At 47.2% G+C, this 22933-nt stretch carries 20 protein-coding genes; 8 read left to right on the top strand and 12 right to left on the bottom strand.

All coding sequences use genetic code 11. The features are described 5' to 3' along the window. Positions 1 to 10: 10 nt before the first annotated feature. The 4 genes from NQ546_RS02090 to xerD form a co-directional block, all read right to left on the bottom strand. The gene (locus NQ546_RS02090; protein ID WP_004291618.1) at positions 11 to 1549 is read right to left on the bottom strand and encodes a YifB family Mg chelatase-like AAA ATPase; all 1539 of its coding nucleotides are present in this window, start codon (positions 1547 to 1549) and stop codon (positions 11 to 13) included. A 51-nt stretch (positions 1550 to 1600) separates the two neighbouring features. Then, complete coding sequence (locus tag NQ546_RS02085; protein ID WP_039953524.1) at positions 1601 to 2656, bottom strand: TlpA disulfide reductase family protein; 1056 nt, start codon at positions 2654 to 2656, stop codon at positions 1601 to 1603. A 113-nt stretch (positions 2657 to 2769) separates the two neighbouring features. Further along, entirely contained in the window at positions 2770 to 4461 is a 1692-nt protein-coding gene (locus NQ546_RS02080) for a tetratricopeptide repeat protein (RefSeq protein WP_004291616.1), read from the bottom strand. Between the two features lie 135 nt (positions 4462 to 4596). Next, positions 4597 to 5547, bottom strand: coding sequence for a site-specific tyrosine recombinase XerD (xerD, locus tag NQ546_RS02075; protein WP_004291614.1), 951 nt, complete (start codon positions 5545 to 5547; stop codon positions 4597 to 4599). Between the two features lie 66 nt (positions 5548 to 5613). On the opposite strand from xerD, the gene aroQ reads away from it, so the two are divergent. The 3 genes from aroQ to NQ546_RS02060 all read left to right on the top strand — a co-directional run bounded on the left by aroQ (position 5614) and on the right by NQ546_RS02060 (position 8293). Continuing rightward, positions 5614 to 6033 (top strand): type II 3-dehydroquinate dehydratase, encoded by a 420-nt coding sequence (aroQ, locus tag NQ546_RS02070; RefSeq protein WP_004294627.1) that lies wholly within the window; start codon positions 5614 to 5616, stop codon positions 6031 to 6033. A 96-nt stretch (positions 6034 to 6129) separates the two neighbouring features. After that, positions 6130 to 7587: a pyruvate kinase gene (gene pyk / locus NQ546_RS02065; protein WP_004291612.1), complete on the top strand. Its 1458-nt coding sequence runs from the start codon at positions 6130 to 6132 to the stop codon at positions 7585 to 7587. Positions 7588 to 7663: 76 nt separating this feature from the next. Beyond that, positions 7664 to 8293 (top strand): O-methyltransferase, encoded by a 630-nt coding sequence (locus NQ546_RS02060; protein ID WP_004291611.1) that lies wholly within the window; start codon positions 7664 to 7666, stop codon positions 8291 to 8293. Between the two features lie 81 nt (positions 8294 to 8374). Here the strand turns inward: NQ546_RS02060 and NQ546_RS02055 are convergent, their stop codons facing one another. The 3 genes from NQ546_RS02055 to NQ546_RS02045 form a co-directional block, all read right to left on the bottom strand. After that, positions 8375 to 9607 (bottom strand): FtsX-like permease family protein, encoded by a 1233-nt coding sequence (locus tag NQ546_RS02055; RefSeq protein WP_004291610.1) that lies wholly within the window; start codon positions 9605 to 9607, stop codon positions 8375 to 8377. A gap of 30 nt (positions 9608 to 9637) precedes the next feature. Beyond that, on the bottom strand, positions 9638 to 9970 hold the full coding sequence (gene rbfA, locus NQ546_RS02050; protein WP_004291609.1) for a 30S ribosome-binding factor RbfA: 333 nt from the start codon (positions 9968 to 9970) through the stop codon (positions 9638 to 9640). 124 nt (positions 9971 to 10094) lie between these two features. Beyond that, complete coding sequence (locus NQ546_RS02045; protein WP_004291608.1) at positions 10095 to 12605, bottom strand: YfhO family protein; 2511 nt, start codon at positions 12603 to 12605, stop codon at positions 10095 to 10097. 150 nt (positions 12606 to 12755) lie between these two features. On the opposite strand from NQ546_RS02045, the gene NQ546_RS02040 reads away from it, so the two are divergent. Then, positions 12756 to 13460 carry a 5'-methylthioadenosine/adenosylhomocysteine nucleosidase gene (locus NQ546_RS02040; protein ID WP_004291606.1) on the top strand — a complete coding sequence of 235 codons (705 nt, stop codon included), beginning with the start codon at positions 12756 to 12758 and terminating at the stop codon, positions 13458 to 13460. A gap of 24 nt (positions 13461 to 13484) precedes the next feature. Then, a complete protein-coding gene (locus NQ546_RS02035) occupies positions 13485 to 13967 on the top strand; it encodes an S-ribosylhomocysteine lyase (protein ID WP_004291605.1) in 483 nt (160 codons plus the stop codon). A gap of 88 nt (positions 13968 to 14055) precedes the next feature. Here the strand turns inward: NQ546_RS02035 and NQ546_RS02030 are convergent, their stop codons facing one another. Both NQ546_RS02030 and NQ546_RS02025 read right to left on the bottom strand, forming a co-directional pair. Next, positions 14056 to 15702 (bottom strand): AMP-binding protein, encoded by a 1647-nt coding sequence (locus NQ546_RS02030; RefSeq protein WP_039953523.1) that lies wholly within the window; start codon positions 15700 to 15702, stop codon positions 14056 to 14058. Between the two features lie 110 nt (positions 15703 to 15812). Then, complete coding sequence (locus NQ546_RS02025) at positions 15813 to 16388, bottom strand: helix-turn-helix domain-containing protein (RefSeq protein WP_004291603.1); 576 nt, start codon at positions 16386 to 16388, stop codon at positions 15813 to 15815. Positions 16389 to 16543: 155 nt separating this feature from the next. Here NQ546_RS02025 and NQ546_RS02020 point away from each other — a divergent pair, with 155 nt between their 5' ends. Next, a complete protein-coding gene (locus NQ546_RS02020) occupies positions 16544 to 17071 on the top strand; it encodes a GNAT family N-acetyltransferase (protein WP_004291602.1) in 528 nt (175 codons plus the stop codon). Between the two features lie 196 nt (positions 17072 to 17267). Here NQ546_RS02020 and rpsO read toward each other — a convergent pair whose 3' ends face one another. Further along, on the bottom strand, positions 17268 to 17537 hold the full coding sequence (rpsO, locus tag NQ546_RS02015) for a 30S ribosomal protein S15 (RefSeq protein WP_004291601.1): 270 nt from the start codon (positions 17535 to 17537) through the stop codon (positions 17268 to 17270). 229 nt (positions 17538 to 17766) lie between these two features. Between rpsO and typA the strand changes: the two genes are divergently transcribed. Then, positions 17767 to 19566, top strand: a complete 1800-nt coding sequence (gene typA / locus NQ546_RS02010; protein WP_004291599.1) for a translational GTPase TypA — start codon at positions 17767 to 17769, stop codon at positions 19564 to 19566. Between the two features lie 75 nt (positions 19567 to 19641). Here the strand turns inward: typA and NQ546_RS02005 are convergent, their stop codons facing one another. Both NQ546_RS02005 and pckA read right to left on the bottom strand, forming a co-directional pair. Then, positions 19642 to 20289 carry a nitroreductase family protein gene (locus NQ546_RS02005; protein WP_004291598.1) on the bottom strand — a complete coding sequence of 216 codons (648 nt, stop codon included), beginning with the start codon at positions 20287 to 20289 and terminating at the stop codon, positions 19642 to 19644. Between the two features lie 98 nt (positions 20290 to 20387). Next, on the bottom strand, positions 20388 to 21995 hold the full coding sequence (gene pckA, locus NQ546_RS02000) for a phosphoenolpyruvate carboxykinase (ATP) (protein ID WP_004291597.1): 1608 nt from the start codon (positions 21993 to 21995) through the stop codon (positions 20388 to 20390). A gap of 270 nt (positions 21996 to 22265) precedes the next feature. Here pckA and upp point away from each other — a divergent pair, with 270 nt between their 5' ends. Further along, positions 22266 to 22925 (top strand): uracil phosphoribosyltransferase, encoded by a 660-nt coding sequence (gene upp / locus NQ546_RS01995; RefSeq protein WP_004291595.1) that lies wholly within the window; start codon positions 22266 to 22268, stop codon positions 22923 to 22925. Positions 22926 to 22933 lie beyond the last annotated feature (8 nt).

The raw sequence follows: 22933 nt of genomic DNA, 5'->3' as shown, positions 1-22933 counted from the left end.
TAGGTGACGCCTATCCGGCCCAATCTTCCCTATCCAGATTTCTGTACCCTATTGCTTCTGCCAGATGGGAAGTCTGTATTGATTCGCAACCTTCAAGGTCGGCAATAGTACGTGATACTTTTAAGATACGGTCGTATGCACGTGCCGAGAGATTGAAACGGTTCATGGCGTTTTTCAATAAGGCAAGCCCTTTATCGTCAGGACGGGCATAGCAGGCGAGTAATCTGCTATTCATCTGGGCATTGCAATATACGCCGGGAACCCCGGTGTATCTTTCTGATTGGATTTGGCGCGCACGCACTACACGTTCACGAATATCGGCGCTTGATTCTCCCGGACGGGAATCCGACATTTTTTCAAATGGGACGGGAATGACTTCGATTTGCAGGTCGATACGGTCGAGTAAGGGTCCCGAAATGCGATTCAGATATTTCTGTACTTGTCCCGGACTGCATACGCAGGCTTTGGTAGGATGGTTGTAGTATCCGCAAGGGCAAGGGTTCATGGATGCTACGAGGGTAAAACTTGTGGGAAACTCTACATTGCATTTCACGCGTGAGATTGTGATTTTCCGATCCTCCAGAGGCTGGCGTAATACTTCAAGTACATTCCGATTAAACTCCGGCAGCTCGTCAAGAAACAAAACGCCGTTATGTGCCAGGCTTATCTCTCCCGGCTGCGGAAAGCTTCCGCCTCCTGTCATGGCTGTGGTAGAGATTGTATGGTGTGGGTCGCGGAATGGGCGCTTAGAGATTAGTCCGCTCCCCTGCCCCAGTTTTCCTGCAACGGAATGTATCTTGGTTGTTTCAAGGCTTTCTCCTAATGATAGTGGTGGAAGAATGGAGGGAAGGCGTTTTGCAAGCATGGACTTTCCGCTGCCGGGAGCGCCTACTAACATAATGTTGTGCCCGCCTGCGGCTGCTACTTCCAATGCGCGTTTTACGTTTTCCTGCCCTTTTACGTCGGAGAAATCCAAGTCGAAACTGTTCTGCTGGGTGTAGAACTCTTTGCGGGTGTCAACATGGACTAACTCCAGCTCCTGTTTGTCATTAAAGAATTCAATGACTTCTTTCAGGTTTCCGGCTCCATAAACTTTCAGGTTATTCACCACAGCGGCTTCCCGCGTATTCTGCTTGGGAATGATAATGCCTTCAAAGCCAAGCTCTCTTGCTTTTATGGCAATGGGTAATGCTCCCTTGATGGGTTGCAGACTGCCGTCCAAACTAAGCTCTCCCATTAAGAGATAGCGGTTGAGCTTGTCTGGGCGGATAACTTCACTGGCGCCTAACATGCCGATAGCCAATGGTAAGTCATAAGCGGAACCTTCTTTGCGGATATCTGCCGGAGCCATGTTGATGACAATATTGCTTGTCGGCATCCGATAGCCATTTACTTGTAGTGCAGAGATGATGCGTTGGTGACTTTCCTTGACGGCAGAATCTGGCAGACCTACAAGATAGAACATACAGCCTCTGGAACTGTTGACTTCGATAGTGATGAGGGTTGCATCAATACCTTGAACAGCCGCTCCGAATACTTTAATGAGCACGAGGTTAAATTATGAGTTATAAATTATTAATAATGGGCGGAAAAGCTATATTTATTTTTTGGACTTGTTCTGCTGCTTTTCTTTCTCTGTATTTTCTATCTCTTTCAGTTTCTTTTTGATAGCTTCTTCTGTCATGTCTTTACCTTCAATTTTGCCGAAAGGATTAAGCAGAATGTTGGCAGGCAAGGTTTTTATGGCAAGCTGTTTTACGATTTCTGCGTTCCAGCCGGAAAAATCACATACTTGTTCCCACTCCAAAGTATCTGCTTTGATTGCTTTTTGCCAAGTGTCTTTATTCATGTCCAAAGAAACTCCTAAAAGAGCAAACTTCTTGTTTTTTCGTTCTTGTTTGTAGATTCTACGGTAGACGGCATTGCTATCCCGGCTCACCGTATCCCAAGAAGCCCAAAAGTGTATCAATAAATATTGGTCTTTGAAGTTCGAACGGTTTATCTGTTTGCCCTTAGGGTTGGGAATACGGAAGTAGGGAGCTGTTTTTCCAATGGCTGCTTTCTCTTCTTCCTGAATATGGTTGAGCAACTCATCAATATAGGGACGGTCTTTCAGCTCTCCTGTCATATGCTCGGTCAGCTTTTTGATTTGGGCATAATCCGGCTTTTCTTTTTGCACGAAGTATTTATCCAGCAGGTAGATGCTGACTAAGGAGGAATGATGTTCATTGATGAACTTACCGGCTTTGTCCTCTAATACCTTTTCAGAAGGTGTTCCTAATCCTTTGAGCTCTTTTTGAAAAGCACTGAATTCTTCATTGGGAGTATTTCCGCTTATCTCCAGACTGTTGAGCTCTGCGGCAGAGCCTTTAATTTGTATTTTATTGCCTTCATCCATGAAGAAAGGATATTGAGTGCCGTCGCTGAACAGTAGCCGGGCAGCTATCAAAGTATCTAAAGAGACTGTTTTTGAAAATTTGTCGTTTTCAACAAGTAGCGTATCCATACGGTCATACATCTCATCCACTCCATATATATATATGGTGTCATTGCCCAATCCTTTGATTTCCCCGTTTAGGCTGGCTGTACCGGATTTTTTGTCATTACAGGCAGACAGTATAATAAGTAGGAAATATACAAAATAACTATTCTTCATATGGATTTCTTCTTCTGATACACTGCTGCGAAAGTAGTTCTTTTTGGTGTGAATAAAAAAAAATGCCCGACATATTTCTATGCCGGGCATCTCTTTTCATCTTATAATCTTTATTACTTGATGATATTCATAAAATCTGCATTCGTGAAATATTTGGAGAATTCCAAATCAGAAGCAGCTTTCTTAGCTAATGAAGAATCTTTAGCAACAGCTTTCTTCAGGTTTTCAGTTACCATAGAAGTGTTGTTGGTTCTTGCACCTACAACAGCCATCAGGTAGTCAGTGTAAGCGTCCGGTTTTGCAATGCTTGACAATGTGCTCTTAGCTTTGTTATAGTCCTTAGCCAGGATTTGTGCCAAAGCTGCACTGTTAGTCTTAGTGTCACCGAAAGCGTTTACAGCTCTGTCGTACTGACCTTGAGCTACATACAGGTTACCCAGAGCTTCGTTCAATTCTTTAGCGCCGGAAGCTTTACCCAGGTAAGATTCAGCAGCAGCTTTGTCACCCTTAGTTAAAGCGATGAGACCCATGTTCATGTTAGCTTCAGCAGAATCCTTGATAGACAAAGATTTCTTGAAGTATCCTTCAGCCTTGTCAAGATTACCGGCTTGATAAGCCAACTTACCGAGGTTGTTGTATGCACGATAGTCATTCGGATAGATCTGAGTAGCTTTAGTGAAGATAGCTTCTTGCTTAGCAGGATCGTTAGTCAAAGTAGTTGCATACAGCAGCTCTTCAATGTTCAGTTGCTTAGCATCGCTGTCAGCCAAAGCTGCGATTTCTTCGTCAGACTTACCAATTACGTCATAGTTCAAAGTCAAACGAGAACGACGCAGTTGCGGAAGGATTTCTTCAGCCAAAGTCTTGTATACAGAAGAGATGTTTTTGATTTCTTGTTCTCTTTGTTCAGGATCAGAGTACATTGACAATACGCGGAGGATCAACTCTTTGTCTTGGATGTTGGATTTGCTAACCAATTCCTGGAAGCCTTCCCAGTCTTGTGCAGTGTACTTAGTATCTACGGCAGCTTCGATTTTACCTTTCTTCAGGTCCTTGTTGATGATCTTAGCTGTGTTGTTCTGACGGTTTTCAGCCAAACCGGTGTTCAGCTTAACACCACCATCAGGAGAAGCGTATGCAGAAATCTCGATGTTGTTGATCTTCTTGTTGGCAGCTTCGTTGATGTTCTTAACTTCTTCGTTGAATGCTTTAGCAGTCTTCAATTCGCTTGCACGAACGTTAGCCTGTTGAATCAAGAACATGATGTTTGCATCATATTTTTCTTTGATGATACGTTGGAAAGCGTCGTCACCGTTAGCGGGGTTAGCGCTGCCCAAAGTCTGGCCGATTAATTCGGAAGTAGAGATAACACCATCAGCTACTTTAACAGCAGGGATAGTAACTTCTTTTTTTCCGACTTTAGCTTTGAATTCCAGGTACAGCTCGGATTTAGCCATTTCAGGAACATAGTCGAAAGAAGTTTTCATTGTGTAGCTACCACCAGCTTTGTAAGAGATAGTCTGGTCGTTGCCTTCAACTTTTTCGCCTTGGAATACGGCAGGTTGACCTTTAGCTTCGCCGCCTTCCCATCTCAAAACCGGAGTTACTTCTACTACGGCTTTTTTCTTGAAATACTTTTCAGGGAATTTACCGTTAATTGTAGCGGGTACCTTACCGCCTACGGCTTCCAATACTTGCGGAGTCACTGTGAAATAGTCAGAAGACAGTTCACCCATTTTGCTGCTGCATGATGTCAATACAGCAACAAGTGCCACTAACAAAGGCAGATACAATTTTTTAGTCATTTTAGATATAAATTAATTGTTTGTAATTGAAATTTGTCCATTCACAATTAGTTGCTATACTCCTATATATATAGCTTTGCAAAGATATTAATTCTCTTGGCAATTTGTTAATACTCCTATCACATTTATTATAATTTAATAAATTCCGCGTTCTTTTCGGTATTTAATGTTACGCGGATGGTGTTCGATAATTTCACTCCGGAGCATGTTTCGGTCGATATGTGTATAGATTTCTGTGGTGGCAATGGACTCATGCCCCAGCATGCATTGAATGGCTCGTAGGTTGGCGCCGCCTTCCAGCAGGTGGGTGGCAAAGGAGTGGCGGAATGTGTGCGGGCTGATGTTTTTGGTGATACCGGTTTTCTCTGCCAGCTCTTTAATCATGTGAAACACCATGATGCGGGAGATGTTGTTTCCCCATCGTGCCAGAAATACGTAGTCTTCATAACCTTTTTTGATTTTTCCCAGGTTGCGGTCTGTGAGCCAATATTTTATTTCCTTGATTGCGCGTGGTGAAATAGGGACTAAGCGCTGCTTGCTGCCTTTGCCTTCCACTTTAATGAATCCTTCTTCAAAGTAGAGGTCGGAGAGTTTCAGGTTGCACAACTCCGAGACACGTAGCCCGCAACTGTACAGTGTCTCCAGAATGGCCCGGTTGCGTTGTCCTTCCTTCTTGTCCATGTCTACGGCAGAGATGATTCTGTCAATTTCTTCTACGGTGAGTACTTCCGGAATCTTGAAGCCTATTTTGGGGCCTTCCAACAACTCGCTTGGATCGGTTTCCAAATAGTCGGCAACGGTAAGGAAGTGGAAAAAGGATTTGATGCCGGAGAGTATGCGGGCTTGCGAACGGGGATGGATGCCGATGTCGTGGAGGCCTGCTGCAAAACGTTGCAAATCATCCGGCGTAACGTTGCCCACCTCTATATTCTCTCCCTCCAGAAAGTGCAGAAGTTTCTGTAAGTCCGTCATATAGGCGTCGAATGTGTTGGACGCAAGCGATTTTTCCAGTTTGAGATATTGTTGGTACTTCCTGATTATCAACGCTTGTTTTTCCTTATTCGTTAATTTCTCTTTTACTTTCATTACTTTTTCGTATCTTTGCACCTTGAAAGAATGTTCTCTGTGGACAAAGGTATAAAAAATTGTGTTATGAGGATACAAATTATTAACGGCCCCAATATAAATCTGTTGGGAAAGCGTGAACCTTCCATTTATGGCAGCGTTACATTTGAAGACTGCCTTGCCGAACTCCGTAAAAGGTATGCGGATGTACAGATAGACTACTTCCAATCCAACATTGAAGGGGAGTTGATCGACAAGATACAACAAGTAGGTTTTGATGTTGACGGCATTATTCTGAATGCGGGTGCTTACACCCATACGTCCATTGCCTTGCAAGATGCGATCCGTTCGGTCACTTCTCCGGTGATTGAGGTTCATATCTCGAATGTGCATACTCGTGAGGAGTTCCGTCACGTATCCATGATAGCTTGCGCCTGCCGGGGTGTTATTTGCGGTTTCGGGCTGGACTCCTATCGTCTGGCGCTGGAGGCTTTAAAGGAATTATGAATTATCAATTATGAATGATGAATTGAATGATGTTTTTGCAGGTAATTCATACTTCTCCATTCATAGTTTATCATCAATATAAATAGGTATAAGATTATGCTATTAAAACAGACAAAGATCGTTGCAACGATTTCTGACCAACGTTGCGATGTTGATTTTATAAAACAGTTGTTCGACGCAGGTCTGAACGTAGTACGTATGAATACGGCCCATGCAGGTCGCGAAGGTTTTGAGAAACTGATAGCGAATGTGCGTACGGTTTCCAACCGCATTGCTATCCTTATGGATACGAAAGGGCCTGAGGTGCGTACGACGGTTCTTGCCGAGCCGATTCCTTTTAAGGTAGGCGATCGCGTAAAGGTGGTAGGCAATCCCGATCAGCAGACCACTCGCGAGTGCATCTCCGTTTCTTATCCCAACTTTGTGCACGATTTGAATGTCGGTGGGCATATCCTTATTGATGACGGTGATCTGGAACTGGTGGTAGTGGATAAGAATGCAGATTATCTGTTGTGTGAGGTGCAGAACGAGGCTACTTTAGGCAACCGTAAGAGTGTCAATGTGCCGGGGGTACGCATCAACTTACCCTCGTTGACGGAAAAGGACCGTAATAATATCCTCTACGCTATTGAGAAAGATATAGATTTCATTGCCCACTCTTTTGTGCGTAACAGACAAGACATTCTTGATATACGGGCTATTTTGGATGCCCATGGCAGTGACATTAAAATCATTGCCAAGATTGAGAACCAGGAAGGTGTGGACAATATTGATGAGATTCTTGAAGTTGCCGATGGCGTAATGATTGCTCGCGGTGACTTGGGTATTGAGGTTCCGCAGGAACGTATTCCGGGTATCCAGCGCGTCCTGATCCGTAAATGCATTTTAGCAAAGAAACCGGTGATTGTTGCCACGCAGATGCTTCATACCATGATTTCCAATCCGCGTCCCACACGTGCGGAAGTTACGGATATCGCCAACGCTATCTACTACCGTACGGATGCATTGATGCTAAGCGGTGAAACAGCCTACGGTAAATATCCGGTTGAAGCCGTTAAAACCATGACGAAAGTGGCCGCACAGGCTGAAAAGGATAAGCTGGCAGATAATGACATCCGTATTCCTTTGGATGAGAACAGTAACGATGTAACGGCTTTCCTTGCCAAACAGGCAGTAAAGGCCACTACAAAATTAAAGATCCGCGCTATCATCACCGATAGTTATAGTGGTCGTACAGCCCGCAACCTTGCTGCATTTCGTGGCAAATATCCGGTGCTTGCCATTTGTTATAAGGAGAAGACAATGCGGCATTTGGCATTGTCATATGGTGTAGAGGCCATTTATATGCCCGAACTTGCCAATGGGCAGGAATATTATTTCGCTGCTCTTCGCCGACTGCTTCAAGAGGGACGTCTGCATTCCACTGATATGGTGGGCTACCTGAGCAGCGGTAAGGCCGGTACGCAAACTTCTTTCCTTGAGATCAACGTGGTAGAAGATGCCCTGAAGCATGCCCAAGACAGCGTACTGCCCAACAGTAACAGATACTTGTAAAATTATAAATTGAGAATTAAAAAAAATAAATGCCTGTGATCGGGCTGTTTTTTTTAATTCTCAATTTCCGATTTATATGACATTAGACGAATACATCCTACAACACATTGACGAAGAAGGAGATTACCTGAAAGCCCTTTATCGTGACACGCACCTCAAGTTGCTTTACCCCCGTATGGCTTCGGGGCATTTGCAGGGGCGTATGCTTAAGATGTTTGTCAGGATGATACGCCCCCGTCAGGTGTTGGAGATTGGAACATATAGCGGGTATTCCGCGCTTTGTATGGCAGAGGGATTGCCGGAAGGCGGAATGTTGCACACATTTGAAATCAATGACGAGCAGGAAGACTTTACCCGTCCTTGGTTGGAGAACTCACCCTATGCGGATAAGATAAGGTTCTATATAGGCAATGCGCTGGAGCTTGTTCCCCAAATGGATATAACTTTCGACCTTGCTTTCATTGACGGCGATAAGCGCCGCTATGTAGATTATTATGAAATGGTGTTGGCACGCCTTTCGGAAGGTGGATATATCATTGCCGACAACACCTTATGGGACGGGCACGTGCTCGAAGAACATCCGCATCGTACGGACCTGCAAACAATCGGAATAAAAACATTCAATGATTTGGTTGCCGCGGACAATCGCGTGGAGAAGGTCATACTCCCTTTGCGGGACGGGCTGACGATTATCCGTAAGAAATAGTTTACATCATCCCCTTTCACATGTAAATCCCTTTGGAAAGAATGATACAAAGGGTTGGAGAAGTGAAAGGGGATGATGTTTTTATTTTTTAAGCAGCCGTTTGCTTAAGTATCTCACCGGATACCATACAGAAAGGAATCCTACGGCAATAACTGTTATAAGTATCAATATAACATCCGTTGCATGCACGCTCACCGGATAGGCGTCCACGACAAAGCTGCCGTTGCCGCCTCCCAGAGATATCAGTCCGAAACGCTGTTGGAGGAAGCACAGCAATAGCCCCAGCACAATCCCGGCGATTGCTCCGAACACTGAAATCAACCGTCCCTCAAAAAGGAAGATGCGGGCAATCAGCCGGTCATCGGCGCCCAGGTTGCGCAGCGTTTCCGCATCCTCACGCTTGTCCAGTATCAGCATGGAAAGAGAACCGATAACGTTGAAGCAGGCGATTGTAAGGATAAAGGTGAGGAACAGATATGAGATGAGTTTTTCGATCTCCATGATGCGGAATACATCCGCTTGCTGTTCATAGCGGTTTTGTACAACAAAGCGGTCGCCCAGGATGCGTTCCATTTTCTTTTGTACGGCGTCGGTGTTGCTGCCGGGTTTCAGTTTCAGCTCGATGGCGGAGACTTCTGTGTCGTAGTTGAACAGCCGTCGTGCAAAGCTCAATGGCGTGAGGATATAGCGCGAATCGTATTTCTGCTGGTTGACAACGAATACAGCTCCCGGTGAGAACAGGTAATCTTGGTTGAAGGCAGCTGCCGGATTGGCAATATTTACACGTACATTCCTCTTGGGCGCATAGACCCGTAGCGGGTCGACAAATTGAATCCCCGTACCCAATTCGGAAACCAATTCTACTCCCATGAAGCCGTAGTCTACGACGGAATCATTCAATATGAACTTTCCTGTGCCGTACAGCAGGCTGTCTATGGAGGTCAGTTGCTCAAAGTTGTCCTCTACGCCTTTGATGACGGCCATTGCCTGACGGTCTTTGTACTGCACCATTGCGTTCTCCTCCAGTGTTTCTGTCCAGACATCAATTTCGGGCAGAACGCGCACTTGCCGGATGCGTGATTCGAGCGGGTCAAAGACTTTTCCTTCCCGGATAGTAATTTTCAATTCCGGATCGAAAGCGGTGAAGAATCCCGCCACCATATCCTGAAAGCCGTTGAATACGGACAGTGTACATACCAGTGCCAATGTAGCCAAGGCTACTCCGCACACCGAGATGCCGGATATAATGTTGATAGCGTTGTGCTTCTTCTTGGAGAAGAGGTAGCGGCGGGCTATAAAGAAGGGAAGGTTCATGGGTAGCGGTTAGCTGTTAATCACCAAACACTATTTCAGTAATTCGTCAATTCTTTCCAGATAATCCAAAGAGTCGTCCACGAAGAACTTCAGTTCGGGAATAATACGTAGCTGGTGGCGTACGCGGGTGCCCAGTTCAAAACGGATGGACTTCATGTTCGCATTGATGTTCTTGATGATTTCTTCGCTTTTTTCCGAAGGAAAGACGCTGAGGTAAGCGCGTGCTACGCTCATATCGGGACTGATGCGTACGGCGCTGACCGAAATCAGTATGCCGGACATAGATTTGGTTTGCAACAGGAAGATATCACTTAACTCCTTTTGGAGCAGGCGGGCTATTTTGTTCTGTCTGGTAGTCTCCATACTATATTATTTTTTGATTTGAAAAGCAAAGTTACTGAAATATATCGTTCTGCCGGTTGTTTATACCTTTTTTTTCATTCTTTTCCTTATTGTAGGGCTTGGCTTATAAGGTCACGTTGCCGGTCTATGCCGCTTTCTTTCGTGCAATCAGTACCGCCGCTATGATTCCGATAACCAGCAGCGCCAATGCTCCGTAGGCAATGCTTTCCGTTACATGCAGGCTCTTCGGGTCAAAACGCATTTCAATGGTATGTTTGCCGGCAGGGACATACATCGTGCGCAGTATGTAGTCCGCGCGTCCCAGTTCGGCAGCCTGTCCGTCGATGGTCGCTTGCCAGCCGTCCGGATAGTAAATCTCGGAGAATACGGCGATGCCGTCTCCTGCATTTTCGGTTTCATACACCAGGCGGTTCGGCTCATAGCTTGTCAGGTGAATGGTGGATAGGCTGTCTTTGTAAGCGTCGGCAGTTCCTTTCAGCACATCCTTGAAACGGACATCAACGACAGCCGTTTCGGCAGGCAGAATGGACTTGAGCGCATCAATCTCCTGATTGGCGTTGTCCACGTACTGTACGTTCTTCACAAACCAGGCATTGCCGTTGGCATACGGATTGAGGACGGGCGCGGTTTGTCCTTGCTGTCCGGCGGGGAAGATGAAATACTTCGTGTTCAGCATGTTCAGTACGCGGAATTTGGAAGCATCCACGCTGTCCATTTCTCCTCCCGCGGCAGCTATTGCCTGATAGGCAGCCTGCATTTCGGGAGAGATGTGACGTTCTATCATCTCTTGGTAACGACGCAGTTTGGCGGCGTGGTATCCGCCTATGTTCTTATGCCAGTAAGAAGTGGTATTCTCGTTGAATGTGTCGGTGGCGAAGTTCAGTACGCGATAGTTCGGATCTGTGTCTTGCAGGATCAGTTCGTCGGTCTTGGTCTTGTTGAATGTTTCTGTCTGGATGGAACGGGGGACGAACTGGTCGTCGTGGAGGTAGCGTTTGTTTACTGTCCACATGTCGGCCAGGCAGAGCACTGCGATTCCGGCAACGGTCAGAGATTGGCGTAACTTGCCCGTTGCATGAAGCCAAAGCAGCGCGCATCCGATACAGATGATGATGAAGCTCCGCAGTGCATCGGCGCTGACAAGTGCGCCCCGCATTTCGGCAAGGTTGGCGAGAATCCCGGACAGTTCGTTGGCGGGTATCATCTGGCGGTCGACGGCGTTTTGCAGCATCTGCGTTTCTTGTGCAGGCACAAAGCCCGAACCGAGGCTGCCCGGAGCCACAGCGAGCAGCAATGCCACGCCGGCGGTCAGTGCCAGACTGATGCCGAACGCTTTCTTATATTTTTTCCATATTCCGGGTTCGTCCAATACGTGTTTCAAGGCAAAGATTGCCAGTAGGGGAATGGTGAATTCCGCTATGACAAGAATGGACGATACGGCACGAAACTTGTTATACATCGGGATATAGTCGATGAAGAAATCCGTCAGTGGCATGAAGTTCTTGCCCCATGCCAGAACAATCGAGAAGAAAGTTGCTCCCAGCAATGCCCATTTCAGAGGGCCTTTCACGATGAAGCAGCCCAGAACGAAAAGGAACAACACGAATGAGCCTACATAGACAGGTCCTGCTGTCCAAGGCTGGTCGCCGAAGTACTGCGGGAACGAGTTGTACAGGCTGCTGTACACCGGGTTGGCTTTCTCCATGGCGGTTTCGCTTTGGCTGAGGGGGGCGGAGGAGGAGCCGCCTTTGAAATTGGGGACGAGCAGTGTCCATGTTTCGCCGATGCCGTAACTCCAGTTGGTGATGTAGTCGCGGTCCAGTCCGCTGCTGGTCTGCTTGGCGGCATCGCCGGTTTCTACCAGCTCGCTCTTGCCGCGCATGGTCTCTTTGCTGTACGTATAGGTGTGGTAGAGGTTGGAAAGATTGGCTGCCACACCGATAAGGGCTGCGACAAACACTACGGCACTTGCTTTGAAGAATTTGGGGAGTGTCTTGTTTCGCCATGCATCTTCAAAGTATGCTCCTACGATGAACAGGATGACAAACAGGAAGTAGTAGGACATTTGCACATGGTTCGACATGATTTGCAGGGCGATGAAGAGGGCTGTCAGGATGCCGCCGGCCAGCAGCTTGCCCCGGTAGGCAAGTACAATGCCCGCTATTGTGGGTGGGATGTAGGCAAGGGTGATGAACTTCCAGATGTGTCCTGCGGAAATCAGGATGAAGAAGTAGGACGAAAAAGCCCACATGATGCCGCCCAGTCCCGCCAGCCACACCGGTATGCCGAATACCCGCAGGAGGATGTAGAAACCCAGCATGAGGATAAACGTCAGGTTGACGTAGCCGGGAAGAAAGAGCTGGTATACTTTCTGCGTCCATTGCAGCGGTGCGGTAGAGTCGTAGGATGGCGCGATCTGATAAGTAGGCATTCCGCCGAAGAGGGAATTGGTCCAGCGGGTGCGTTCGCCTGTCTGTTCGTAATATTCTTTGGCCTCCTGTCCGGCTCCGGCTCCGGCGGCAGTATCATGTTGGAACAGGATGCGTCCTTCTATATCCGCCGGGAAGAAGTAAGCGAAAGAAATCAGGATGAATGCCAGGATAGCAATCAAATCGGGAAGGGTCTTTTTTATCATCTTGAATCATAGGTTTTATAACGGAGGCAAAGATAGTGTAATCCGCAGGCAGTACAAAATAAGCTCGCCTCTTTTTGATGCGGAGGCATGGGTTATCTTGCAGAAATATTGTACCTTTGCCCTGAAATTTATGCATGAATTGAAGAGGATATGACGATAGGTGTTATCAGCGCAATGGATAGCGAACATCGCCAATTGGTGGAGCGTTTGCAGGAGAAGAAAGTGGCGGATTACGGTCATTTGCACTATGTTGAAGGTTTGCTTGGCGGTAATCATGTGATACTTACGCAGTGCGGTATCGGAAAGGTGAATGCAGCGGTGGGCGCAACGGAACTGATACGCCGTTTCGCTCCGGATTGTATCATCAGCACCGGTGTGGCGGGCGGTATCGATGCTTGTCTCAAGGTGATGGATGTGGTGGTGAGCGAACGTTTGGTCTACCATGATGTGTGGTGTGGCGAGGGGAATGAATATGGACAGGTGCAAGGGCTTCCTGCCGCGTACGAAGGGTGCGCTTCCTTGTTGGAACACGCTTTGTCCCTGAATAATGCCGGGCCGGAAAGCCGCATTTGCAAAGGGTTGATTTGTACCGGTGACCGCTTCATCACCGACCGCGCCGAGCTGGGTGCCATCAAGCACCGTTTTCCTGCCGGTCTTGCGGTCGATATGGAGTCTGCAGCCATTGCGCAAGTGTGCCATTTGTACGGCATTCCTTTCCTTAGCTTCCGCATCATCAGTGACACGCCGGGAGTGGAGGACCATTCTGCGCAATACGCCGATTTTTGGGGGACAATGGCAGAGCGTTCATTCCTCTCGACCTGGGCTTTCCTTTCCACTCTGCCCGATAGCTTGTAAATCATAAACTATAAACCATAAATCATGAAGAAAATTCCCAGCTTTACCATTGACCACATCCGCCTGTTGCGCGGTATTTACGTATCACGCAAGGATGAAGTGAACGGAGAAGTTATCACGACTTTTGATATCCGTATGAAAGAGCCCAACCGCGAACCGGCATTGGGACAAGGCGCCCTGCACACTATCGAGCATCTGGCGGCCACCTACCTGCGCAACGAGCCGCAATGGCAGGACAAGATTATTTATTGGGGACCTATGGGTTGTCTCACAGGCAATTATCTGTTGATGAAGGGCGATTTGCAACCAGAGGATATTGTGCCTCTGATGCAAGATACCTTCCGCTTTGTTGCCGGATATGAAGGAGAAGTGCCCGGTGCCGCTCCGCAGGACTGTGGTAATTATTTGCTTCACGACCTGCCAATGGCAAAATGGGAGTCTGCCAAGTATCTGCATGAGGTGCTGGAACAGATGACGGAAGCCAACATGCGTTACCCGGAAAAATAAGATAGGAGCTTTGTGGCTTTTCTATGAATAACCGGAAGTTAAGGGTTAGTGCGCGGCAATTGCTGCACACTAACCCTTAACTTTTTTACTAAATGATTTCAATTCCCTGTTCCTTGCAGAGTTGCAGTCCCAGGTCTTTCAGCTTGAACTTCTGTATCTTGCCGCTCCCTGTCATGGGGAACTCTTTTACGAAGAATATGTATTTGGGAATCTTGTACCGGGAGATTTTCCCAATGCAGAAGTCGCGTACATCCGACTCGTGCAGGTCTGCTCCTTCGTGCTGGATGATGAACGCGCCGACCGCCTCGCCGTACTTTTTGGAGGGAATACCGGCTACTTGCACGTCTTTTACGCCTTCCAACTGATAGAGGAACTCTTCGATTTCGCGCGGATAGATATTCTCCCCGCCGCGTATAATCATATCCTTGATGCGTCCGGTGATGCGGTAGTTGCCGTCTTCGTCTTTTACACCCAAGTCGCCGGAGTGTAGGAAACCGTTTTTGTCGATAACCTCGGCTGTGGCTTGCGGGTTCTTATAGTAACCTTTCATGGTGTTGTAGCCGCGGTTGCACATTTCACCTTGAACGCCTGTCGGACACTCCTCGCCGGTTTCCGGATCGATAACTTTCACCTCAGTATGTTCAAAGTCGCGCCCTACGGTGTTGCAACGCACATCAAATGGGTCGTCAATGCGTGTGGCGGTCATGCCGGGGGCAGCTTCCGTCAGGCCGTAGACGCTGGTCACTTTCATATACATCTTTTCTTCCACCTGCTTCATCAGTTCCACAGGGCAGAGGGAGCCCGCCATGATGCCTGTGCGCAGGCAGGACATGTCAAAGAGGTCGAACATGGGGTGGTGCAGCTCGGCAATGAACATCGTAGGCACGCCGTAGAGTGCCGTACAGCGTTCCTTGTGTATCGAAGCAAGAACCACCAGAGGGTTGAAACGTTCCACCATGACTTGTGTACAGCCATGAGTGAGGCAGTTCATCGTGGCAAGCACCACGCCGAAGCAGTGGAACAGGGGCACGCAGCAGCACAGTTTGTCGTCAGCGGTGAATTTCATGTGCTCACCGGTGAGAAATCCGTTGTTGGTGATGTTGTAGTGGGTGAGCATTACACCTTTCGGGAAACCGGTGGTGCCTGAGGTGTACTGCATGTTTACCACATCGTGGCAGTCAACCTGGTTTTTCAGTTCTTCCAGCCGGGTGTCTTCGATATTGTCTCCCAGGAGCAGGATTTCGGAGGTGTTGTACATCCCCCTGTGCTTCTCCTGTCCTACGTAGATTACATTCTTCATGTAGGGGAAGCGTTCGCTCTTCAGATGTCCGCGCTGGCAGGTTTTCAATTCCGGCAGCATGGTATAGGTCATCTGCACGAAGTCGCTGTCTTTTTCGCCGTTGACGATGCAGAGCGTGTGCATATCCGAGTTCTCGCACAGGTATTCCAGTTCGGCTTGTTTGTAATTGGTGTTTACCGTTACGTAGACGGCGCCTATTTTGGCGCAGGCGTACAGCAGGGTCAGCCAGTCCGGCACATTTGCCGCCCAGATGCCCACGTGTGTTCCCCGTTCCACGCCGATAGCGATAAGTCCTTTTGCCATGTCGTCTACCCTGCGGTTGAACTGGCTCCAAGTGAAGCGCAGGTTGCGGTCGGAGTAAACAATGTATTCTTTGTCAGGTGTAGTTGCGGCCCAATGCTCCAGCCATTGGCCAAGCGTTCTTTCGTATAACATGATGTCTTTTTGAGTATGGAGATAAAGCATGGAATATAAGGTATAAAGCATGAGTGCGGTGTCGTTGCACTTTCTTGTTTATACCTTATATCCCATGCTTCAAACTTTTTTTAAATCGGTGTATAAATCACTGCCAGTATCTTGGCTGCCTGTCCTTCGTAGGCATGTACGTGGTGTGGCACAATGGAGTCGTAGTAGATGCTGTCTCCCTCTTCAAGAAGGTAGGTGTTCTTCCCGTAGCTGATTTCCATAGTTCCTTCCATGACCATGATGAACTCTTCGCCTTCGTGTGAGGAGAGCACGAAATCGCTGTCGTCCGTAGGTGCCACGTCAATGATGAACGGTTCCATGTGGCGATCGGCCTTTGACTTGGACAGGGAATGGTACTCCATGTGCTTGCGTGAGTGGATGGCATTGTTGGAGAAACTGATGCTGTCCTTTGCTTCCGACTTACGGCATACCACAGGACCGTTTTCATCCTGATCGTCAAGGAACGTTCCGAGACGCACGCCCAGTACGCGGGCTATTTTGATGAGCGGTGCCAGTGACGGCAGGTCGATATTGTTTTCAATACGTTCAATTTGTTCGATAGCGAGCCCTGAACGTTGTGCCAACTCTTCCATGCTAATGGATTGGCTTTCGCGGAGCGACTTGATCTTTTCTCCTACAATCTTACTTGTATCCATAATTTGATAGTATTTTCAGCCTAAAAGGTTATAATTAATAACAGTAAGTTGCAAAAATAAGATATTCTTTTACTTGGTGCAACATTCTGCGGCGAAAAGTTTGAGAAATAGCTATATCTTTGTACGGGAGAATAAGACAACTCCTTGCTTGGATCATGGTATATATTGAAACACCGCGTTTGTTGTTACGCGATTGGGAAGAAGAGGATTTCGTTGTTTTCTCAGAGATGAACAGCAGCCCCTCTGTGATGAAGTACTTTTTGCACCCTTTGTCCGAAGAAGAGTCACTCGTTCTTTTTGATGCTGTCAGGAGTGATTTTCTCCGATATGGTTATGGGGGATATGCTGTGGAACAAAAGTCGGACGGGGCTTTTGTCGGCTTTACGGGCTTTCATAATTTTTCGTTCGATGTTGATTTTGCTCCGGGAATTGAGATAGCGTGGAGGCTGAAGCAGGAATATTGGAACAGGGGGTATGCTACTGAAGCTGCAAAAGCCTGTTTGGACTATGCAAAGGAGAATCTTCCGTTTACTACGGTTTGGGCCTTTACCGCATTGCCCAATAAACCTTCACAGCGGGTTATGCAGAAAATAGGAATGGAGTTTGAGAAAAATTTTATGCATCCTTCCGTAACCGACGGGCATCCGTTGAAAGAACACGTACTCTATAAGTCATTGTTGTAGTCTTCCGCACAAGTAAAATCTTTCCACCACGAGGCAAGTTTCTTTCCACCACGATGGAAAGAAACTTGCCTCGTGGTGGAAAGAAACTTATCCCATGGTGGAACGGAATGGAAAAGGCAAGAAAAGTGCTTAAAAAGCAAAGCGGGGAAATCTCCTATTGAGACTTCCCCGCTTTAATAAGTTTACCGCAAGTAAATTACTTACGCAAGCCGAGCTCTTGAATGATGGCACGATATCTGTTGATGTCGCGGTCCTTCAGGTAGTTCAGCAGCGCGCGGCGCTTACCTACCAACATTGTCAAGGCTCTTTCTGTACTATAATCTTTTCTGTTGAGCTTCATGTGCTCAGTCAGGTGAGCAATACGGTATGAAAACAAAGCTATCTGGGCCTCAGCTGAGCCAGTATCAGAGTTAGACTTTCCGTATTTGCCGAAGATTTCTTGCTTTTTAGCAGCGTCTAAATACATAGTGTTTAATTAAAAAAGTTGATAAATTTTTCTCTTTCGAGCGTGCAAAGATAGGCATTATCTTTTATATTGCAATGATATTCAGCAAAAAAAACTTTTCTCTGTGATGTATATGCTGTAAAATTCGTACCTTTGCTACGCGAAAAGAGGCTGCACCTTAGCAAATTGCAAATTAATTTGCATCTGCTTTCGGTTTGCACTATCTTTGCAGCCAAATAATAGGTATTATATGCAAAATATTAGAAACATTGCAATTATTGCCCATGTCGATCATGGAAAAACGACGCTTGTCGATAAGATGCTTCTGGCCGGAAATCTTTTCCGCAATAACCAGAGCACAGGTGAATTAATGTTGGATAACAATGATTTGGAGCGTGAGCGAGGAATAACAATCCTTTCCAAAAACGTTTCTATCAATTATAAAGACACTAAGATTAATATTATCGACACTCCGGGGCACAGCGACTTCGGCGGTGAGGTGGAACGCGTATTGAACATGGCCGACGGATGTATCTTGTTGGTGGACGCTTTTGAGGGTCCGATGCCGCAGACGCGTTTTGTATTGCAGAAAGCTTTGCAGATCGGCCTGAAACCCATCGTTGTTGTGAACAAGGTGGACAAGCCGAACTGCCGTCCCGAAGAAGTCTATGAAATGGTATTCGACTTGATGTTCAGCCTGGAAGCAACGGAAGACCAGTTGGATTTCCCCGTTATTTACGGTTCGGCAAAAAATAACTGGATGAGCACCGACTGGCAGAAGCCGACGGATAATATTTATCCTTTGCTGGATTGTATCCTGGAGAATATCCCGGCTCCCACGCAGCTGGAAGGTACGCCGCAAATGCTGGTGACATCATTGGACTATTCCTCTTATACCGGTCGTATTGCCGTAGGCCGTGTGCATCGCGGCACTTTGAGAGAAGGCATGAACGTATCTTTGGCGAAACGCGACGGTTCGATCGTCAAGTCAAAGATTAAGGAACTGCATACTTTTGAAGGCATGGGGCGTGTGAAAGTTGCGGAAGTTTCTTCCGGTGACATTTGTGCGCTGGTAGGTATCGAAGGATTTGAGATCGGAGATACGATCTGCGACTATGAAAATCCTGAGGCATTGCCGCCTATCGCCATTGACGAGCCGACAATGAGCATGCTGTTCACCATAAACGATTCTCCGTTCTTTGGTAAGGAGGGCAAGTTCGTTACTTCCCGTCACATCCACGACCGTCTGATGAAGGAGCTGGATAAGAACCTCGCACTTCGCGTACGCAAAAGTGAGGAAGACGGTAAATGGGTGGTTTCCGGTCGCGGTGTCCTCCACCTCTCCGTATTGGTTGAGACGATGCGTCGTGAAGGATATGAATTGCAGGTGGGGCAGCCACAGGTGATTTTTAAGGAGATAGACGGCGTGAAGAACGAACCTATCGAAGAACTCACAGTCAACGTTCCCGAAGAATATGCCAGCAAGATCATTGATATGGTGACCCGCCGTAAGGGTGAAATGGTGAAAATGGAAAGTGCCGGAGAGCGCGTCAACCTTGAATTCAATATGCCGTCACGCGGTATCATCGGTCTGCGTACGAATGTGCTGACTGCATCTGCCGGTGAAGCTATCATGGCGCACCGCTTTAAGGAATACCAACCTTATAAAGGCGAAATTGAACGCCGCACTAACGGTTCTATCATAGCTATGGAGTCCGGTACGGCTTTTGCTTATGCCATAGACAAACTGCAGGACCGCGGAAAGTTCTTCATCTTCCCGCAGGAAGAGGTGTATGCCGGACAGGTTGTAGGCGAACACTCTCACGACAACGACCTTGTGGTGAACGTAACCAAATCCAAGAAACTGACCAATATGCGTGCTTCCGGTTCTGACGAAAAAGCACGCTTGATTCCACCGGTACAGTTCTCTTTGGAAGAAGCGCTGGAATATATCAAGGGAGATGAATACGTAGAGGTTACTCCCAAGTCCATGCGCATGCGTAAGGTTATTCTGGACGAAACGGAGCGTAAACGTGCCAATAAGAATTGATTCTAATATTTTAGTTGTTATATATGGAAAGGAGTGCTTCACTGAAAGGTGGGGCACTCCTTCTTTTGTTGTACGTCAATCTATGTATTTCACCTTGGCGGTATCTCTCGGTTTGGCGGCAGGCGCTTCGTCCGGATAGCCGAAAGCGATGCAATAGAGCAGCTTGTAGCCTTCGGGGAATTCCAGTCTTTTGAGGTATTCGGCAGCTTCGGGCGTGTCGGCGATGAAGCGTGTGGGGCTTGCCAGGCAACAGGAACCTATTCCCATAGACCAGGCTGCCAATACCATATTCTCACCCAGCAGCCCGCAGTCAATCTGGGAACAGTCATAGGAGGTGTCATGGCCGATGAACACCACAGTGGGCGCATTGCGGAACATATTCTTGAAATTGGGATCTCCCGCCGCTTGGGGGTTCTTCTGTTTGAACACTTCGCTCACTCCGTTGAGAAACTCCGGACTGTCCACCACGCGTACTGCCCAGGACTGTTTGTTCTGTCCGTTGGGGGCATTGATGCCACAGTTCAGGATGATTTTCATTGTGTCGCGATTTACTGCTTCCGGTTTGTACTTGCGGATGCTGCGGCGTGACATGATTGTTTCAATCACCGCGTCCGAGTTGCTTTTCTCTGTAACGGTGCTTTCGCTCTCTTTCTGTGCCTGCGGCCCGCATGCGGACAACATTAATAGGCCTGCGCCTAACAGCATAAACTTTAAACTCTTCATATTCTGTATTATATTGGTGATTCGCTTCGTCGCAAATCTAACAAAAAAAGCGGCTTCCGAAAACGGAAGCCGCCTTAAAAATATGTAATCCGGTTTTATTAGAGTTTCGGACCGGCAGCAACCAAAGCCTTACCGGCTTCGTTACCTGTGAACTTAGCGAAGTTCTTGATGAAGCGTCCTGCCAAGTCTTTTGCTTTTTCTTCCCACTTGCAAGCACATTCGTAAGTGTCGCGAGGATCGAGGATCTTCGGATCAACACCCGGCAATTCTGTCGGAACAACGAAGTCGAAGTAAGGGATAACCTTTGTCGGAGCCTTGTCGATGGAACCGTCAAGGATAGCGTCAATGATACCACGAGTATCTTTGATGGAGATACGCTTGCCGCTACCGTTCCAACCGGTGTTAACCAAGTAAGCCTTAGCGCCAACCTTGTTCATCTTCTTAACCAATTCTTCTGCATATTTAGTAGGATGCAAGCTCAAGAAAGCAGCACCGAAGCAAGCAGAGAATGTCGGAGTCGGTTCAGTGATACCGCGTTCTGTACCTGCCAACTTAGCAGTGAAACCAGACAGGAAGTAGTACTGAGCTTGTTCCGGGTTCAGGATAGATACCGGAGGCAATACACCGAAGGCATCAGCAGACAGGAAGATTACCTGATGAGCGTGAGGACCTTTGGATACCGGCTTAACGATGTTGTTGATGTGATAGATAGGATAAGAAACACGAGTGTTTTCAGTAGTGCTCTTATCTGCGAAGTCGATCTTACCGTTGGCATCAACTGTTACGTTCTCCAACAGAGCGTCACGTTTGATAGCATTGTAGATATCGGGTTCGCTGTCTTTGTCCAAGTTGATAACCTTAGCATAGCAACCGCCTTCGTAGTTGAATACGCCTTCGTCGTCCCAACCATGTTCGTCGTCACCGATCAGCAGACGTTTCGGGTCGGTAGACAAAGTAGTCTTACCTGTACCGGACAGACCGAAGAAGATAGCAGAGTCAGTGCCTTCCATGTTGGTGTTGGCAGAACAGTGCATAGAAGCGATGCCGCGAAGCGGGTTCTTGTAGTTCATGATAGAGAACATACCTTTCTTCATTTCACCACCATACCAAGTGTTCAGGATAACTTGCTCGTTGGTTTTCAAGTTGAATACAGTAGCTGTTTCAGAGTTCAGACCCAGTTCCTTGTAGTTGTCAACTTTTGCTTTGGAAGCGTTGAATGATACGAAATCAGGTTCTCCGTAGTTAGCAAGTTCTTCAGCAGTGGGGCGGATGAACATGTTAGTTACGAAGTGAGCCTGCCATGCTACTTCCATGATGAAACGTACTTTCATGCGGGTAGCTTCGTTGGCACCGCAGAAAGTATCGACAACGAACAGACGCTTGCCGCTCAACTGGTTTACAGCCTTAGCTTTCAGATCGGCCCATGCTTCTTCAGAGCAAGGTTTGTTATCGTTTTTGTATTCTTCGGAAGTCCACCATACAGAGTCCTTGCTGGCTTCGTTCATTACAAAGAATTTATCTTTAGGAGAACGTCCGGTATAGATACCTGTCATTACGTTCACAGCACCCAGTTCGGTTACTTGACCTTTTTCGAAGCCTTCCAGACCCGGTTTGGTCTCTTCAGCGAACAATACATCATAAGACGGGTTGTGGAGGATCTCCTTCACGTCTTTGATACCGTACTTGCTTAAATCTAAATTTGCCATTTCTTTTAAGATTTTAAAAATTGGTATTTGGTTTATAATTCGTTTCTTTTCGCCTTATCACAAGGGGGGAGGATTCATGAAAAACGCACCTTTTGGTAAGCCCCTTGTTTTTGCGACTACAAAAGTAATACTTTATTTTAAAAGAAACATCCAATTAGAGAAATTTTTCTGTAATAGGAAATCTTTTATAAAACCATAACAATATCTGCAAACTGAATGTTGCAAATTGGACAGAAATCATTTACTTTGCAATGAAATTGATGTCCTACTATGAGAGTTATAAACTTTGCCGAGACTAACTCGGTCTTGAACCAATACATGGCGGAGATACGTGACGTGCAAGTGCAGTCCGACCGTATGCGTTTCCGTCGCAACATCGAACGTATCGGAGAAATCATGGCGTATGAAATGAGTAAGGAACTGGCCTATTCCGAGAAACAAGTGCAAACGCCGTTGGGAATAGCTCCTGTCAGTACGTTCGACGATGATGTAGTGATTGCTACCGTTTTTCGCGCCGGACTTCCTTTGCATGCCGGTTTTCTGAATGTATTCGATCGTGCGGACAACGCTTTCGTTTCTGCTTACCGCTACTATAAGGATAAAGAGTGCCGCACCGTGGATGTGCATATCGAATACATCGCTACTCCCGACCTCACCGGCAAGACCCTGTTACTGGTGGACCCTATGCTTGCTACGGGCGAGAGTATGGAACTTGCCTGGAAGGCTTTCCTCACCAAAGGTACGCCTGCTAAATTGCAGATTGCTTGTGTTATTGCCAGCCGGCAAGGGGTGGAGCATTTGCAGAATCTGTTTCCCGGTGATGAGGTCTCTTTATGGTGCGGTGCCATTGATCCGGAGATGAACGAACATTCGTACATTGTTCCGGGATTGGGGGATGCCGGAGACTTGTCATTCGGAGATAAGTTGTAATCCGTATT

The organism is Bacteroides eggerthii (genome assembly GCF_025146565.1).
Classification (GTDB): Bacteria; Bacteroidota; Bacteroidia; order Bacteroidales; family Bacteroidaceae; genus Bacteroides; species Bacteroides eggerthii.
The sequence above is the reverse complement of the archived record's forward strand: the minus strand, read 5'-3'. Positions and strand labels throughout refer to the sequence as shown.